This window comes from Roseomonas sp. F4 (genome assembly GCF_053891155.1).
The window spans coordinates 1,120,968-1,137,151 of sequence record NZ_JBSSHK010000001.1; the positions used below are offsets into that span (position 1 = coordinate 1,120,968).

General features: G+C 70.5%; 15 protein-coding genes. 4 read left to right on the top strand and 11 right to left on the bottom strand.

Translation table 11 applies throughout. The annotated features are described in order from the left end of the window. Positions 1-32: 32 nt before the first annotated feature. The 9 genes from ACVFYP_RS05440 to ACVFYP_RS05480 form a co-directional block, all read right to left on the bottom strand. On the bottom strand, positions 33-1,760 hold the full coding sequence (locus ACVFYP_RS05440; RefSeq protein ID WP_499199102.1) for a ShlB/FhaC/HecB family hemolysin secretion/activation protein: 1,728 nt from the start codon (positions 1,758-1,760) through the stop codon (positions 33-35). 65 nt (positions 1,761-1,825) lie between these two features. Continuing rightward, positions 1,826-2,614, bottom strand: a complete 789-nt coding sequence (locus ACVFYP_RS05445; protein WP_499199103.1) for a heme ABC transporter ATP-binding protein — start codon at positions 2,612-2,614, stop codon at positions 1,826-1,828. Next, positions 2,611-3,690, bottom strand: a complete 1,080-nt coding sequence (locus ACVFYP_RS05450) for a FecCD family ABC transporter permease (protein ID WP_499199104.1) — start codon at positions 3,688-3,690, stop codon at positions 2,611-2,613. The genes ACVFYP_RS05445 and ACVFYP_RS05450 overlap by 4 nt, the downstream gene beginning before the upstream one ends. After that, positions 3,690-4,559 carry a heme/hemin ABC transporter substrate-binding protein gene (locus ACVFYP_RS05455; protein ID WP_499199105.1) on the bottom strand — a complete coding sequence of 290 codons (870 nt, stop codon included), beginning with the start codon at positions 4,557-4,559 and terminating at the stop codon, positions 3,690-3,692. The genes ACVFYP_RS05450 and ACVFYP_RS05455 overlap by 1 nt, the downstream gene beginning before the upstream one ends. Continuing rightward, positions 4,559-5,587, bottom strand: a complete 1,029-nt coding sequence (locus tag ACVFYP_RS05460) for a hemin-degrading factor (RefSeq protein WP_499199106.1) — start codon at positions 5,585-5,587, stop codon at positions 4,559-4,561. Before ACVFYP_RS05460 ends, ACVFYP_RS05455 begins: the two co-directional genes overlap by 1 nt. A gap of 18 nt (positions 5,588-5,605) precedes the next feature. Next, positions 5,606-7,612 (bottom strand): TonB-dependent hemoglobin/transferrin/lactoferrin family receptor, encoded by a 2,007-nt coding sequence (locus ACVFYP_RS05465; RefSeq protein WP_499199107.1) that lies wholly within the window; start codon positions 7,610-7,612, stop codon positions 5,606-5,608. A 109-nt stretch (positions 7,613-7,721) separates the two neighbouring features. Beyond that, the gene (gene hemP, locus ACVFYP_RS05470) at positions 7,722-7,886 is read right to left on the bottom strand and encodes a hemin uptake protein HemP (RefSeq protein WP_499199108.1); all 165 of its coding nucleotides are present in this window, start codon (positions 7,884-7,886) and stop codon (positions 7,722-7,724) included. A gap of 122 nt (positions 7,887-8,008) precedes the next feature. After that, positions 8,009-8,284, bottom strand: a complete 276-nt coding sequence (locus ACVFYP_RS05475) for a hypothetical protein (protein ID WP_499199109.1) — start codon at positions 8,282-8,284, stop codon at positions 8,009-8,011. A 97-nt stretch (positions 8,285-8,381) separates the two neighbouring features. Further along, positions 8,382-9,317, bottom strand: coding sequence for a LysR family transcriptional regulator (locus tag ACVFYP_RS05480; RefSeq protein WP_499199110.1), 936 nt, complete (start codon positions 9,315-9,317; stop codon positions 8,382-8,384). Positions 9,318-9,445: 128 nt separating this feature from the next. Between ACVFYP_RS05480 and ACVFYP_RS05485 the strand changes: the two genes are divergently transcribed. The 4 genes from ACVFYP_RS05485 to ACVFYP_RS05500 all read left to right on the top strand — a co-directional run bounded on the left by ACVFYP_RS05485 (position 9,446) and on the right by ACVFYP_RS05500 (position 14,271). After that, complete coding sequence (locus ACVFYP_RS05485) at positions 9,446-10,987, top strand: MmgE/PrpD family protein (RefSeq protein WP_499199111.1); 1,542 nt, start codon at positions 9,446-9,448, stop codon at positions 10,985-10,987. A gap of 69 nt (positions 10,988-11,056) precedes the next feature. Then, the gene (locus tag ACVFYP_RS05490; protein ID WP_499199112.1) at positions 11,057-12,193 is read left to right on the top strand and encodes a bifunctional 2-methylcitrate synthase/citrate synthase; all 1,137 of its coding nucleotides are present in this window, start codon (positions 11,057-11,059) and stop codon (positions 12,191-12,193) included. Positions 12,194-12,852: 659 nt separating this feature from the next. Further along, positions 12,853-13,560 carry a hypothetical protein gene (locus ACVFYP_RS05495; RefSeq protein ID WP_499199113.1) on the top strand — a complete coding sequence of 236 codons (708 nt, stop codon included), beginning with the start codon at positions 12,853-12,855 and terminating at the stop codon, positions 13,558-13,560. Between the two features lie 240 nt (positions 13,561-13,800). Continuing rightward, positions 13,801-14,271 (top strand): GNAT family N-acetyltransferase, encoded by a 471-nt coding sequence (locus tag ACVFYP_RS05500; RefSeq protein ID WP_499199114.1) that lies wholly within the window; start codon positions 13,801-13,803, stop codon positions 14,269-14,271. Position 14,272: 1 nt separating this feature from the next. Here ACVFYP_RS05500 and otnC read toward each other — a convergent pair whose 3' ends face one another. After that, positions 14,273-14,908: a 3-oxo-tetronate 4-phosphate decarboxylase gene (gene otnC / locus ACVFYP_RS05505; RefSeq protein WP_499199115.1), complete on the bottom strand. Its 636-nt coding sequence runs from the start codon at positions 14,906-14,908 to the stop codon at positions 14,273-14,275. Beyond that, on the bottom strand, positions 14,901-16,184 hold the full coding sequence (gene otnK, locus ACVFYP_RS05510) for a 3-oxo-tetronate kinase (protein WP_499199116.1): 1,284 nt from the start codon (positions 16,182-16,184) through the stop codon (positions 14,901-14,903). Before otnK ends, otnC begins: the two co-directional genes overlap by 8 nt.

Consider the following 16,184-nt stretch of genomic DNA (forward strand, 5'->3'; position numbering starts at 1 on the left):
ATGCGCCAGACAAAATGCGCCAGAACAGATCGCTAGAAGCGGAGCAGCAGGCGGGTGAACACCGCGCCCTCATCCAAGGGCTGAACCCCGGTGCCTTCCGGCGTCCGCGTCATGCGGCGCAGCGCCTCCATCTCCCATTGCGCGGCCTCGGAGAGTTGCAGCCGGAAGCCGCCGCCCCAGGAAGCGAGGCGGCGGGTCTCGGCGCCCGCGCCGTTGTCCCGCGACCGGCCCTCGTCGCGGAACATGTAGAATTGCAGCCCGCGGCGGTCCGGCGACCAGGGCAGGGTGATATCGGTGGCGAGCTGCATTTCCAGGCTGCCGGCCATGGCGCGGTCGCTGGCGATCTGCCCGGCGAAGAAGCCGCGGCCCAGGCGATTGCCGCCGAGGTAGAATTTTTCCGCCGGGGGCAGCGCGTCATCCGCCCATTGCACCGCCGCCGCCCCGTACAGCGACAGCACCCAACCTTCCGCCGGCTGCACCAGCGGCTGCAGGCGTGAGGCCTCCGCCACCACCCGGACAAAGCCGAAATCACTGCCGAGGCGGGAGGTGGTGGCATGGCTGCCGGTGCTGGCGCCGAAGGCCTCGATGCCCTGGTGCAGCCGCAGGCTTGCGCTGCTGGAAGCGGCCGCCGGGGCGAAGGACAGGAAGGCGTCTCGCGCCTCGCCTTCCACCCCCAGGCGCAGCGCCCGCACCGCGTCGCGGCTGATCCTCTCCCGCGGCGCGCCGGCGCCCTGGCGCAGCTGCACCACGCTTTCGAAGGCGTCGAGCTGGGCGGTCAGCGTCAGGTTGCGGGGGCGGGAGCGGATGATGGGCTGGGACAGGCTGAGGCCCGCCACGCGCGTATCTCCCGCATAGCCCAAAGCGGCCAGCGCCCCGCCCGGCGCCGCGCGCCCGACGCCGGCGAAGCCGCGCAGCCGCAGGCCGGAGCCGCCGAGGAAGACCTCGCTGCTGATCTGGCCAAAACTCTGGCCGAAGGCGTCGGATTGGAACAGCGCCAGTTCCGTGCGCTCGCCGCGCGAGGTGAAGGCGTTGAGCTGGCCGACCAGCAGCCCCTGCCAGGCGCCGGTCTGTTCATTGCCCCGGTTGTCGAGGCTGGCGAAGCCGGAAACCGCCGCGCGTTCCAGCCGCACCAGCAATTGCAGCGCGCCGGGATCGCCCTCCACCGGCCGCAACAGCCCGCGCGCGGTCACGCCGGGGATGTCGCCGGCCAGCAGCAAGGCGCGTTCCAGCGCCGCATGGGGCAGGGGGCGCAGCGCCAGCAGAGGGTCCAGGAAGCGCCGGACCTGCGTGGCGGCGGGCCCGATCTCTCCCTCCAGGGCGATGTCGGCGACAAAGCCTTCGGTGACCGTGAAAATCAGGTCGGCCCGCCCCTCCGCCCCCTGGGACAGGCTGGCGCCGACCGCGACATAGGCGAAGCCGGCCGCGCGATAGGCGGAGAGCACGGCCAGCCGCGCCGCTTCCACCTCCGCCAGCGTCACCTGCCGCGCTTCCAGCCCGGCCCAGGCGGGGCGCAGCGTCGAATCGGGCAAGGCGGTGTTGCCGGCGACGCGCACCTGGCCGATCGGCACCTGCCGCTGCGCACCCGGACCCGTGGTGGCCTGGGGCTCCGGCGGCAGCAAGGGGGGGGCGAGGCTCGGGGTGGGGGCGGGGGCGACGCGCTCGATCAGCCCGGGCTGTGGCGGCGGCGCGCTTTGCGCGCCCACGGCAAGGGGCCAGAGCAGCGCCAGCAACAATGCCCCGCCGAAGTCACTCCCCCTCACCGCAACGACCACACATACCCCGCCCAAGATGCCGCAACTTTCGCGCGACCACCCTGGCGGACAATCTATCCTTGCGTCAACGCGCCTTCGGCGCCGAGCAGCGGAACCGGCCCGATTCCGGGCAGGGTCCGGAAAGGCAGGCCATAGACCCGTTCCAGCAAGGCTGGGTGCAGCGCCTCCTCCGGCGGGCCGCAGGCGATCAGCCGGCCGGCTTCCAGCAGCGCCACCCGATCCGCCACGAAGGCGGCTTCCTGCAAATCATGCAGCACCACCAGCACGGCCAACCCGCGCCCCGCCAGCCGGCGCAGCAGCCGCAGCAGGGCGGCGCGATGGCCGGCATCCAGGCTGGCGGTGGGCTCGTCCAGCATCAGGGCGGCGGGCATGCCGGCGCCATCCAACTGCGCCAGGGCGCGCGCCAGATGCACCCGCTGGCGCTCGCCGCCGGAAAGCGTGGCATGGGCGCGGGGGGCGAGATGCGCCACATCGGCCTCGGCCAGAGCGGCCGCAATGGCCTGACCGTCCCGCGCGCATTCCGGCGTGCCGTGCCAGGGCAGGCGCCCCAGCGCCACCACGGCCTGGGCCGGCATCGGAAAGGCGACGCCGACATGCTGGCCAAGCACGGCGCGGCGCCGGGCGAGGTCGCGCGGATGCCACTGGCCGAGCGCCTTGCCCTCCAGCCGCGCCGTGCCGGCGGAGCAGGCCATTTCGCCCGCCAGGATCTTCAGCAAGGTCGATTTGCCGGCGCCGTTGGGGCCGGCCAGGACCAGCACCTCCCCGGGCCGCAGTTCCAGCGAGACATCGCTGAGCAAAGCGCGGCTGCCGGCACGGAAGCCGACGCCCTCCGCCGCGATCACGCCACGCCCCCGGCGCGCCTGCGCAGCAACCACAAGAAGAAGGGTGCGCCGAGCAGCGCGGTGACGACGCCCACCGGCAGTTCCGCCGGCGCCGCCAGGCTGCGCGCCGCGAGGTCCGCCAGCACCAGCAGCGCCGCGCCCAGAAGCGCTGAGCCCGGCAGCACGATCCGATGGCCGGACCCAAACCCCAGCCGCAACAGATGCGGCACCACCAGCCCCACAAAGCCGATCAGCCCGGTGAAGGCGACCCCCGCCGCGACGGCGATGGCCGCCAAGGTCACGGCGACGCGCTTCACCACCTCCACCTTCTGGCCCAGGTGGAAGGCCTCCGCCTCGCCAAGCAGAAGCGCGTCCAGCGGGCGGGCCAGGGCGATCAGGCCCAGCGTCGGCAACCCGACCAGGGCGGCCACCACCGGCACCTGGTCCCAGCGCGACCCGGCCAGGCTGCCGAGCGTCCAGAAGGTGATGTCGCGCACCTGGCGGTCATCGGCGGTGAAGATCAGCAGCCCGGTGAGGGCACCGGCCAGTGCGTTCACCGCGACTCCGGCCAGCAGCAGCGTGGCCACGCCGGTCACGCCGCCCACGGTGCCGAGGCGTGCCATCAGCGCCGTGGCGCCGAGCCCGCCGATGAAGGCGGCCAGCGGCAGCATCCACAGGCCGAGCGCGCCGGCCGCGGTGCCGAAGACGGTGGCGCCGAAGACGATGGCGGCGACGGCGGCCAGCGCCGCGCCGGCCGAAACGCCGATCAGCCCGGGATCGGCCAGCGGATTGCGAAACAACCCCTGCATCGCCGCCCCCGCCGCGCCCAACCCGGCGCCGATCAGCGCCGCCATCAGCACGCGTGGCGCGCGGATCACGCCCAGCACGGCCGCATCGCGGCGGAACTGATCCGGCAGGGGCGCCAGCCCGAAGGCATCGGCCAGCACCGCGCCAAGCCCGCCTGCGGAGATGCGCGCCGGGCCCAGCAGCACGCCGGCGGCCATGGCCGCCAGCAGAAGGACCGCGCCGCCGAGCAGTACCAGCGCGGTACGATCCGCCAGCCGCCGCTCCGGCGGCGCGATGCGGGCAATATGCATCACACCCAGTCGCGTCCCGGCAACACCGGCAGGTTGGCGGTGGGATGCAGCAGGGCGGCGAGGGACCGCCGCGCATGGGCGGCGCGCGGGCCGAAGCCCAGAAGGTAGGACCCTTCCACCGCGACCACGCGGCGCGCGGCGGCGGCCGGGGTCACGGCCAGCGCCGTGGCGCGCAGCACGCCGTCGATCCCGCCGGCCTCGGCCAGGGCATGGTCCATCATGATGATGGCCTCCGGCGCCAGCTGAGCCGCGGATTCGGCCGAAAGCGGCCGGTAGCCCTGGAAGTCGCGCACGCAATTCTCGGCGCCACAGGCCCGCAGCATGGCATCCGCATGGGTGGAACGGCCGGAGACCAGCGGCGCGCCGCGCGCGGCGGAGAGCACGAACAGCGCCCGCAGCGGGCGCAGCGCGGCGAGTGGCGCATCCAGCGTCTGCCAGTCGGCGGCGACCGAGCCCGCCAAAGCAGTTCCGTCGCGGCCGATGGCCTCGCCGATGCGGATGATCTTGCGGGTCACGGCGTCCAGCCCGGCGCCATCGGGGATCACCGCCATCGGCGCCCCCGCCGCGCGCAGCACGGCCAGGGCCTGGGGCGGACCGGCCTCGTCCGACAACAACAGCAGGTCGGGGTTCAGCGAGATCAGCCCCTCCGGCGCCAGGGCGCGGAGGTAGCCGATCTGCGGCAGGTTGCGCGCCGGGGCGGGAAAGGTGCTGGTGCTGTCCACCGCCACCACCTGGTCGCCCGCGCCCAATGCGAAGACGGTTTCCGTCACCGCGCCACCGACCGTGACCAGCCGCCTTTCCGCCGCCTGGGCGGCGAAGCTGGCTGCCGTCCAGCCGGCGGCCACACTGAGCAGGGCGCGGCGGCGCATCAGGCGGCGCGCTCGGAGGGCCAGGGCGCGGTCGCGACCTGGGCGACCAGGGCGCGCCAATCCTCCCGCTCCGGCTGGCCCGGCTTGCGGGCGCCGAAGATCATCGCGATCACCTCGCCCGCCTCGTCCAGCAGCTCGATGGAGGTGACATCACCGTCGACGGTCGGCTTCACCACGCGCCAGACCTCGGCCACGCCGGCCTCCCGCAGATGCAGGTTGAAGTCCGGATCGAGCACGTTGAACCAGCCAGGGATGGCCAGCAGCTTGGTCACCGGGCCGGTATGGATCTGGATGGCGCTGCGATTGCCGACGAAGATCATGATCGGCACTTCGCTGGCTGCCGCCGCTTGCAAGGTGGCGGTGGCCACCGAAGGAGGCAGACGCAGCGCATGGTCGTCGCCGACCAGACGGAAGGCTTGGCGACGGTTCGCCTTGTGCTTGCGCAGCATCGGGAAGAAGTCGTGCGTGTCCTTCAGCGCCTGCCAATCGGTGCGAAGCTGCGCCGCATCCACCTCCGTCTCCACCACCGGGGCGGCGGGCTCGGGCGGGGTCATCGGCGGCAGGGCGGCGAGGGTGGCGGTGAATTCCGTCACCAGCGTGTCCCAGGCCGTGCGATCGGTCTCCTTCGTCGCGAAGATCTTGTGCGCGGCCACGCCATCCTTGTCGAAGATCTGGATGGAGGGACGCTCCCCGCCCAGCGCATAGGCATGCGCCCATTGGCCGGGGAACAGACGCAGGTCGATATCCGGACCCAGCACCAGGATATGGCCGGGGCCGGAGGAGACATCGATGAAGGCGCCGTGCCGTTCATGCACCGCATGCTCGTTGCGGGTCAGCGCCATGATCCGGCCGAGGCGCGGCAGGGCGCTGAACAGCGCGCCCCAGTCATTCTTCAGCGGGGTGGCGGTGCCGGTGGCACCGCAGGCAACCAGCGCCGCTTCCGTCGTGCCGAGGCGCTGCGCGGCATCCCGCGCGCGCACAGGACCTGACCGCAGCAATTCGGCGTGGCGTTCAAGGAGGCTCGGCATCTCGAAAGTTCCTTCCGGTCAGAAGCTGACGCGCAGCGCGCCGCGGATGTTGCGGCCGACTTCGTAGAAGGCCGGCACGGGATCGCTGTTCCAGTTGGAGCGGCGATAGGGCTGGTCGAACAGGTTATCGACAGCCAGGGAGAGGCGGACATTCGGTGCGAAATTCGGCGTCCAGGAGCTGAACAGGTCCACCAGCCCATAGCCGGAGGTCTGCTGCGCCACGCCCGCCACATTCGGCGCGCGGTCCTGTTCCGCCGTCGCGGTGATGCGGCCGCCAACCACCACACCATGTTCCAGGAAGCGATAGCCGCCGGAGAGGGTGACGCGATGCGCGGGGATGGAGGCCAGCGGCTGGTCGGTGACGCGGTTGTCGCCCTTCAGCGCCGAGGCGCCGATGCCCGCATACCAGATGCCCGCATCATACTGCGCCTCGGCCTCCACACCCTCGATCCGGGCCTCCGCCACATTGGCGGAGACGGTGGTGGTGCGCAGCACGGTCTGCTCGATGAAGTCGTCCACATCGTTGCGGAAGGCCGCGACGCGGATGCGCAGGCGGTCGCCGCCGGCGAAGACATCCGAGAAGCGCAGGTTCACACCCACTTCCTTGTTGCGCGAAACTTCCGGGCGCAGGTTCGGGTTGGGCACGAAGTTGTTGCCCGGGAAGTGCTGCCCGCCGACGTAAAGCTCGGTCAGCGACGGCGCCCGGAAGCCCTCCGCATAGCTGACATAGGGCTGCAGCCAGGGCGTGACCTGCCAGGCGAGCGCGACGCGCGGGGAGGCGCGTTCGGAATCGCGGTCGTTCAGCCCGTTCGGGCTTTCCTGCTCGAAGCGGTCCAGGCGCACGCCCGGCGTCAGGGTGAAATTGCCGAGGCCGATCTCATCCTGCACGAAGAAGGCGGTGATGGACTGCTGGGCGGAGGGGAATTGCGGACGGTCCACGCCATTGGCGCGGCCTTCCTGCTCATCCTGGTAGATCTCCGTGCCGAAGGTCAGGGCATGGCGGGTCGGGCCGAGGGCGAAGCGGGAGGTGTTCTGCGCATCGACGCCGACCGTCGTCAGCTCCGTCCGGTCGCGCACGCGCGTGCCGGTCAGGCGCTGTTCCGTCAGATCGACATGGGTGCGGTAGAGGATGACCTGCGGATTGAACAGCGGATTGGCCGGGTCCGCATAGGACCAGCGGAAGGACAGGTTTTCGGAGACCGTGTCGCGGTCGGTGATGCCCGTGGTCGTCGCCGTATTGGCCGAGATCGGGATCTGGTGGTCGTCGCGGAAGCGCAGCGCCGAGATCTGGAAATTGTGATGGCCGGGCGTCCAGCCGAGCTTGCCGAGCAACGAGGTCGCATTGTCCCCGGTATAGGGGATGGTGTTGTCGGCGCCGTCCGTGAAGTTGTTGTTGGTGAAGCCCGCCACGGCGCCAAGGATCGAAAAATCGCCGGTGCGCGCGCCGAGCGCCAGGCTGCCGCGCGGGCCGCTGCCCTGGCTCTGCCAGCCGGCGCCCAGCGTGCCGCCGAAGGCAGCGCCCGGGCGCAGGATGTCATCCACCTCGATGGTGCGCAGCGAAATGGCGCCGCCAAGCGCGCCGGAGCCATAGAGGGTGGAGGCCGGGCCGCGCAGAACCTCCACCTGCCGCAGCAGGTCGGGGTCCACGAAGGTGCGGCCGCGATGGCCGGCATTGAAGTTGTTCCGCGCCCCATCGGTGCGCAGCACGATCCGCTCATCGCCCAGGCCGCGGATGATCGGCTGCATGGCGGTGGTGCGCGGCGCGCCGGAGATCTCGACCCCCGGAATGTCGCGGATCAGGTCCATGGCGCTGCGCGCGTCACGACGCTCGATCTCCTCCCGCCCGATCACCGTCACCGGCGCGGCGACATCGCCGGAGACGACCGGGGTGCGGGTGGCCGTGGTGGTCACGGCATCGAGCGGGGTGACGGCGGTGGGTGCGCCAGTCTGGGCCATGGCCGGGGTGGCGGCGAGGGCGAGGATGGCGGCGGTGAGCTGGGCACTAGCCTGGCGGCGGTCAGCCATGGGGCACTCCGAGGGGTGATTCGGGGGGCCTGGCTGGCTGGCGCACGAGCCCCCTCGATGGGGGCTCGTGTTGGCTGGCTCGGCAGTGAGGAGGGGTGCGGGAAGGCGGTTACTTGGTGAGGATCAGCTTGTCGTTGCTGGTCAACCGCAAGCGGTAGGTTTCCCCGTGATGCAGGATCAGCAACTCCCGCGAGCCTTGCAGGAGATCGGAACTGGGGACCTTGGGCAGCGCCAGCGGCGGCGCCTCCCGGGTCACAGTGGATTGTTCGGACATGCGATGGCCCACCGGAACTGTGTGGCCTACAAACTACAGCAATTGAGAGTCATTCGCAATATGGTCTTGCGCGAAGTTGGACGGCCGCCTTCGGGGCGGCCGCCATCGCGGAAGGCTGGCCTTCAGGCGCCGCGCGGACCGCGCGGACGGCCCCGGCGAATGACCTGCGCGCCACGCCCGCCGCGGCTTTCCGCGGCCAGCGCCAGGGTCGCCGTGGCATCGGCGGCCTCGGCTTCCTGCAAGGTCTCGGCCACCGGGGCCACGACCTCGCCCGGCGCCGTGCCGAGCATGGGCGTCAGCGTGCCATGCGTCTCGTAGAAACCGCTATCGGCGCGCTGGGCCAGATGCGGCACGCCGTCGATACGGAAGATGCGCCGCTGCATGGTGAGACGGGCCACCTGATCTTCGGTGGCGGGGAGAAAGGCGCAACCCGCCGCGCGGGCTGCCCTGACCTGGTCGGGGGAAAGATCCATGCCTGGCGGGTTAGCGCATCTGTCAGGCTTTGTCTTCCGGGCTGGCCGCCTGTCGCGCCGTCTCCAGCGGAAACAGCACCGCCGCCAGGGCCAATGCCAGCCGCGTGACCTCGCTTTCGCGCTCCGCATGCCAGGCCAGGGCCACGCCCACCGCCTGGATCGGCCCGGCGAGATCGCGGAAGGCGACGCCCGGTGGGCGCAGCCGGGCCATGCCGGCGGAGACCAGCGCCACGCCGAGTCCCGCCGCCACGAAGCCCAGCTGCGCCATGGCGGAGCCGACCTCCCGCTCCGCGCGCGGCGCGAATCCGGCGGCACGGCAGGCGGCGACCATGGCGTCGGAATAGGCCGGGCTGATCGATCGCGGCAGCACGAGCATCGGCTCATCCGCCAGCGCCGACAGGTCGAGCGGCCCGACGCCGGCGGCCAGCGGATGGGCGGCGGGCAAAGCCGCGGCCAGCACATCCGGCCCCAGGCTGTGGAGGCGGATCGGGTGGCGGTCCTGGTCCAGCCGCAGCAGCGCCAGGTCCACCTCGCCCCGCCGCAGCGCCTCCACTGCATCGGCCGTGTCCATCTCCCGCACCGCGATGGCGGAGGAGGGGCGGGCGGATTGCAGGCCGCGCACCAGCGGCGGCAGATAGTCGAACAAGGCAGAGGTGACGCAGGCCAGCGCCACCGGCGCATGCCGCCCCGCACGCAATTCGCGGGCGAGAAGTTCCAACTGTCCCGCACCCTCCGCCAACCGCCGTGCCAAAGGCAGCAGCGCCTCTCCGGCGCGGGTCGGTCGGGCGCCCTTGCCGGTGCGGTGCAGGAGCTGCACGCCGAGTTCGCGTTCCAGGGCCTGGATCTGCGCCGTCAGCGGCGGCTGCGAAATGCCGAGCCGCGCGGCGGCGCGGCCAAAATGCCCTTCCTCCGCCACGGCGAGGAAATGGCCGAGGCGGCGGACCAATCGGAAATCCATGCGTCCCGTCCCTCACGCGATACGGAAAGCCTATCGCGTTGTCACGGCAATCGGAATGGACGATGACGTGCATGCGGTCCACAAGAACCGCCCGCCAATTCCGCACGGCAGATCAAAGGACAGAACGCATGAAGATGCATCCGGTGAAGGTCCACCCCTCCAAGGCGCTGCTCAAGCGCGAGGATCAGCTGGCCTGGAAGATGGCCGGTGTCGCGACGGATAAGGTGGCGGTGCCGAAGGACACCACCGCCATGATCATCAACCGGATGATCGACAATGCCAGCGTGGCGATCGCCGCCATCAACCGTCGCCCCGTCGTCTCCGCCCGCGGCATGGCGCTGGGCCATGCCAAGAAGGCCGGCGGCGCCACCGTGTTCGGTGTGAAGTCCGGCGCCACCGTCTCCCCCGAATGGGCGGCCTGGGCGAATGGCACGGCGGTGCGCGAGCTGGATATGCACGACACCTTCCTGGCCGCCGACTATTCCCACCCTGGCGACAACATCCCCCCCGTTCTGGCGGTGGCCCAGGCGATGGGGCGGTCCGGCAAGGACCTGGTTCGCGGCTTGGCCACGGCCTATGAGCTGCACATCAACCTGGTGCGCGCGATCTGCCTGCATGAGCATCGCGTCGACCATATCGCCCATCTCTGCCCGGCGGCGGCGGCCGGCATCGGCACGCTGCTCGGCCTGAAGCAGGAGGTGGTGTTCCAGTCCATTCAGCAGGCGCTGCACACGTCGGTCAGCTTCCGCCAGTCGCGCAAGGGCGAGATTTCCTCCTGGAAGGCCTATGCGCCCGCCCATGCCGGCAAGCTGGCGGTCGAAGCCGTGGACCGCTGCATGCGCGGCGAGGGCGCGCCGAGCCCGATCTACGAAGGCGAGGACAGCGTGATCGCCTGGGTCCTGTCCGGCCGCACGCAGGCCGACAGCAAGGGCCGCAAGACGGTCTTCGACCCCACCTATTACGAGGTGCCGCTGCCCGAGGCCGGGGAGGGCAAGCGTGCCATTCTCGACAGCTACACCAAGGAGCACTCGGCCGAGTACCAGTCCCAGGCGCTGATCGACCTGGCCTTCCGGATGCGGGAGCAGATCGCGGACATGGAGGCGATCGAGAAGATCATCATCCACACGTCGCACCACACGCATTACGTGATCGGCACCGGCGCCAACGACCCGCAGAAGATGGACCCGAAGGCGAGCCGGGAAACGCTGGACCATTCCATCATGTACATCTTCGCCGTCGCCCTGCAGGACGGCAGCTGGCACCATGTGGACAGCTACGCGCCGAAGCGCGCCGGCCGCGCGGATACCGTCCGCCTCTGGCACAAGATCGAGACCACTGAGGACCCGGAGTGGACCGCGAAGTACCATTCCCGTGATCCGGAGGTGCTGGCCTTCGGCGGCCGCGTCGAGATCCTGATGAAGGACGGCACGAAGCTGGTCGATGAACTGGGCGTGGCCAATGCCCACCCGAACGGCGCCAAGCCCTTCGGCCGCGCGCAGTACATCAACAAGTTCCGCATCCTGACCGAGGGCATCATCACCACGCGGGAGCAGAACCGTTTTCTCGAATTGGTGCAGGACCTGCCCAGGCTGACGGCGGAGCAGCTGGCGGGGCTGAACGTGGTGCTGCCGGCGGGCACCTTGGCGGAGGCCAAGCCCGGCATCTTCTGATCCTGCCATGCGGGCGGCACCTGCCGCCCGCCACCCAAGACCCCGCCACCCAAGACCGGGAGCGAAAGCATGAGCGACAGCACACCCACCCTCTATAAGGGTCTCGTCGGCGTCTATGCCGATGTCTCCGCCGTCTCCAAGGTGATGCCGGAGACCAACAGCCTGACCTATCGCGGCTATGCCGTGCAGGACCTCTGCGAGGAAACCGATTTCGAGCAGGTGGCCTATTTGCTGTGGCATGGCGAATTGCCGACCGCCGCCCAGCTCAAGGCCTTCCAGGCGGAGGAACGCGCCAATCGCGCCCTGTCCCCGGCGCTGCTGCGCGTGCTGCGGGACTTCCCGAAGGACGCCCATCCGATGGACGCCATCCGCACCGCCGTGTCCTTCATGGGCATGGAGGATCCGGAAGCCGGTGACGTCTCCGACGCCGCGCAGCGGCGCAAGGCGCTGCGGCTGCTGGCCAAGGCGCCGACGGCGGTCGCCGCCGCCCATCGCCTGTCCAAGGGGCTGGAGCCGATCGAGCCCGACGCCTCGCTTCCCTATTGCGAGAACTTCTTCCACGTCGTCTTCGGCAAGGTGCCGCAGAAGGAGGTCATCAAGAGCTTCGACGTCTCGATGATCCTTTACGCCGAGCATACCTTTAACGCCTCCACCTTCACCGCGCGCACCGTCACCTCCACCGGCGCGGATATCCACGGCGCCATCACCGCCGGCATCGCCGCGCTGAAGGGGCCGCTGCATGGCGGCGCCAACGAAGCCGTGATGCATATGCTGAAGGAGGTCGGCTCGCCGGAGGCGGCGGAGGACTGGCTGGAAGGCAAGTTCGACCACAAGGCGCTGGTGATGGGCTTCGGCCATCGCGTCTACAAAAGCGGCGACAGCCGCGTCCCCACCATGACGAAATACGCCGAAAAAATGGCAGAGGTCGTGGGCGATCGGCGCTGGATGGAGACCAGCCGCGTGCTGGCGGCGAAGATGCTGAAGGTGAAGAACATCCACCCGAACCTCGATTTCCCGGCAGGCCCCGCCTACTACCTCATGGGTTTCGACATCCCCCTGTTCACGCCGATCTTCGTCTGCTCCCGCATCACCGGCTGGGCGGCGCATGTGTTCGAGCAGGGCGCCGACAATCGCCTGATCCGCCCCCTGTCGCACTACACCGGGCCCGAGCAGCGCCCGGTGCCGTCCCTGTCCGCGCGCGGCTGAGGCGCCATCCGTCGCGCCGGGACGACCGGCGCGACACTTATCCCCGCGCGCGGTAAAGCCGGCGCGACGCCGATCCCTGCGATGCGGTCGCGGGTTTCGCGATCCTGCTGCACACAGCTTGCACAAGCCTGCACGAGTTTCGTGCGATTCCGTTTGACAGGCAGGTTGCACACACGGATAGCGTGGCGGTGCACGTCATCGCTTGACGCGATTCGCGCAGCCTCCATCCGCCAAGCCGCTTTGACGCTGCTGGCATCGGGGCGCTGCGCAACACGCCAGCGGGGCACGCAGCAGGAAGGATCGGTCCATGGACCGCAGGCTCGTGGGGCAGAATAGGTGCGCTACACACCACGCCCCAGACCACCGTCGCACCGGATGGTGACGCCGCAAGGCGTCGTCGGGACGGAGCGTGATGGCGGAAGAGCGGCTGGAGATGGCGCAGCGCGGCAGCACGCCGCGCCCTACGCGCCATTCGACGGCACTGACGGGACATGGGCGGCGGCAGCAAGTGGTGCGGTGCGAAACGGGATTCGTGCCGTCCGCGGAACCGAAGCTTCCAACCTGACTTTGAGGTGGTGCGGCGCGGCGTCAGCCGGGCAGTGCCGCCGGCACCACTGGAAGACCATTCACCGGAACGCGTATCGGAGATCCTGACCAACATGACCGACAAGACCGAGAACCAGGCAGTGGACGAGGCCGCCAACCGCGCCCAGCCGATGGCCATGGCCGCCGCCCGCAAGACGGCGAAGAAGCCTGCTGCCAAGAAGCCCGCGGCGAAGAAGCCGGCGGCGAAGAAGGCCGCTGCGCCGGCGAAGAAGGCTGCGCCGAAGAAGGCCGCCGCCGCCAAGAAGCCCGCCGCGAAGAAGGCTGCTGCGCCGAAGAAGGCCGCTGCCGCCAAGAAGCCCGCCGCGAAGAAGGCCGCCGCGCCGAAGAAGGCTGTCGCCGCCAAGAAGCCGGCCGCGAAGAAGGCTGCCGCGCCGAAGAAGGCCGCCGCCAAGAAGCCCGCCGTGAAGAAGGCCGCCGCGCCGAAGAAGGCCGCCGCGCCGAAGAAGGCCGCTGCGAAGAAGGCCGCGCCGAAGAAGGCGACCGCCGCCCGGAAGCCGGCCGCGAAGAAGGCTGCCGCGCCGAAGAAGGCCGCGCCGAAGAAGGCGACTGCGCCGAAGAAGGCCGTTGCCGCCAAGAAGGCCGCGCCGAAGAAGGCTGCCGCGCCGCGCAAGCCCTCGCCGACCGCCGCCGCGAAGGCCGCCTCCTCGGCGCGTTCCGACGCCGCGCGCAAGGGCGCCGCGACCCGCGCCGCGAAGAAGGCCGCCGCAGCCGCTGCTGCTGCCGCCGAGGCGCCCGCGCCGACGCCCGAGGCCGCTTCCTAAGCCTGAGGGCCTGTGGACTGTTGGGACCGGGATGCGGCCGGCGAATGATTTTGCGTGCTGGGAAGGAAGGCAGCGGAGCCGACGGCTATCCATCGGCGAGCGTGCCTGACGCACCCAGCGCGGAAAAGCACCGCCGGACGCGCCCGTAGCCCAACTGTCCACGGACCCTAGCCGTCATCCCGGCGAAAGGGCGTCGTCCGCTTGCGGACGGCGCCCTTTTCGCGTCTGGAGCTTGTCGCCATGACCATCCATATCACCCCCCTGCCACGCGACCAGCGCCACCGCCTGGCGCCCCTGCTGGCGCTCTACGCCGCCGAGATGCGCGACGTGCTCAATGGTGCCGCCACTGCCACGCCGGAGGCCCAGGCGGCGCTGCTGGCGCGCCATCCGGCGGCGGAGGTGCTGCTGGCGGAGGATGCGGCGGGCACGCCACTCGGCTTCGCCATTCTGTTCGACCTGCCGGAGGTGGTCTTCGCCCGGCACTGCGGCATGCTCGACGACCTGTTCGTGCGGCCGGAAGCGCGCGGCCAAGGCATCGCCCGCGCCCTGATCACCGCCGCGGTGGCGGAAGGCACGGCGCGTGGCTGGAGCCATCTGCGCTGGATCGTGCCGGAGGAGGATGTGGGCGCCATCGCGCTGTATGAGCGCATCGCCACGCGCGCCGATTGGCGCAGCTATGTGGTGCGGATCGACCCCGCGGCGTCTCTTTGACCTAGCCGAAGGTCTTCAGCAGATCGTCCACCTGCGCCGCGTTCAGCGCCCGCACGCCCGGCACGCCGCGCAGCAGCAGGGCGAGGCGTGCCGCTTCCTCCAACTCCTCCGCCGCATGCACCGCATCGGCCAGGGTGGCGCCGCTGACGACGGGGCCGTGATTGGCCAGCAGCAGCGCCTTCGCCGCCCGCGCGGCTTCATGCACCGCGGGCTCCATCGCCGCATCGCCCGGCCGGTAATAGGCCACGCAGGGTAGGCGGCGGCCGATGCGCATGACGAAATAGGGCGTCAGCGGCGGGATCTCCGCATCGCCACCCTCGGGCGCGAGGCAGGAGATGGCGGTGGCATGGGTGGAATGCAGATGCACCACGGCACCTGCCTCCGGCCGCGCCGTCAGCACCGCGCGATGCAGGAAGACTTCCTTGGAAGGCCTGTCGCCCGACAGATGCGCCCAGTCCGGCCCCAGCTTGCTGATGCGCGCGGGGTCCAGCCGGCCGAGGCAGGAATTGGTCGGCGTCATCAGATAGCCGTCGGCCAGCCGCACGCTGATATTGCCGGCGGTGCCGACGCTGTAGCCCCGATCGAACAGGCTCTTGGCCAGTTCGGCGAGTTGCGCGCGGGCGGCGTCCTCAGACATGTGCGAAGGCCTTCAGGAAGAAGTCGCGCGCGCCGAAATTGCCGGACTTCAAGGCGAGGTGGATGTTCGCGGGCTCGGCACCCCCGGCGGAGCCGGTCTCGGCAAAGGTCCAAGGAACACCTGGGTCGATCTCCGCGCCGATGCGCAGCGTCGCCACGCCGAGTGCCGACACGACGGCACCGGAGGTCTCGCCGCCGGCGACCACCAGCCGCCCGACGCCGCGCGCCACCAGCCCCTTCGCCACGGCCGCCAGCGCATGCTCCACCAGCGCCCCCGCCGCGTCGCGACCGATCTTCGCTTGCAACGCCGCCACTTTCTCCGGCGGCGCGCTGGCGGCGATGATCACGGGATGGTCGGCGGAAAGCTTGCCCTCCACCCACTCCAGCGCCTGCGCGGCGAGCGCCTTCGCATCCGGCGTGGCCAGCACATCCAGCTCCAGCGTCGGCGCATGGTCGCGGGCAAAACCGATCTGGCCGAGCGTGGCGCGGGAACAGCTTCCGGCCACCACGGCACAAAGCCCCTTGGCCGGCGGCAGCGCGGCGGCGTCCGGCCTTTCGGGCAGCAATCCCGCCGCCCGGAAATTCGCCGGCAGGCCCATGGCGATGCCGGAGCCGCCGGTGATCAGCGGGTGATGCGCCGCGGCTTCGCCGATGGCGACCAGATGCCCATCGGTCACCGCATCGACGATGGCGTAGCGCCGCCCGCCTTCCGCCATGCGGGTCATCGCCTGGCGGATCGCCTGCGACCCCTGCTCCACCACGGAGAAGGGCACCAGCCCCACCGCGCCCTCCGTCTGCCGGCTGAGCACGCGGACCAGATTCGCATCCTTCATCGGCGTCAGCGGATGGTTCTCCATGCCGCTTTCGTTCAGCAGATGCGCGCCGGCGAACAGATGCCCCTGATAGATGCTGCGGCCATTTGCTGGAAAGGCGGGGCAGGCGAGGGCGAAGCCGGCGCCCAGCCGCTTCAGCAGCGCATCGGCGACGGGGCCGATATTGCCCGCATCGGTGCTGTCGAAGGTGGAGCAGTATTTGAAGAAAAGCTGCTTCGCCCTGGCCGCCAGCAGCGCCTCCGCCGCCGCCAGGCTTTCGGCAATCGCTTCCCTGGCCGGCGTGGTGCGCGACTTCAGCGCGATGACGATGGCATCAGCCTCGGGCAAAGGTCCGGTCGGCACGCCGATGACCTGCACCGTCGCCATGCCGTTCTTCACCAGCATGGAAGCGAGGTCGGTCGCCCCCGTGAAGTCATCGGCGATGCAGCCGAGCAGCAGGGCCAT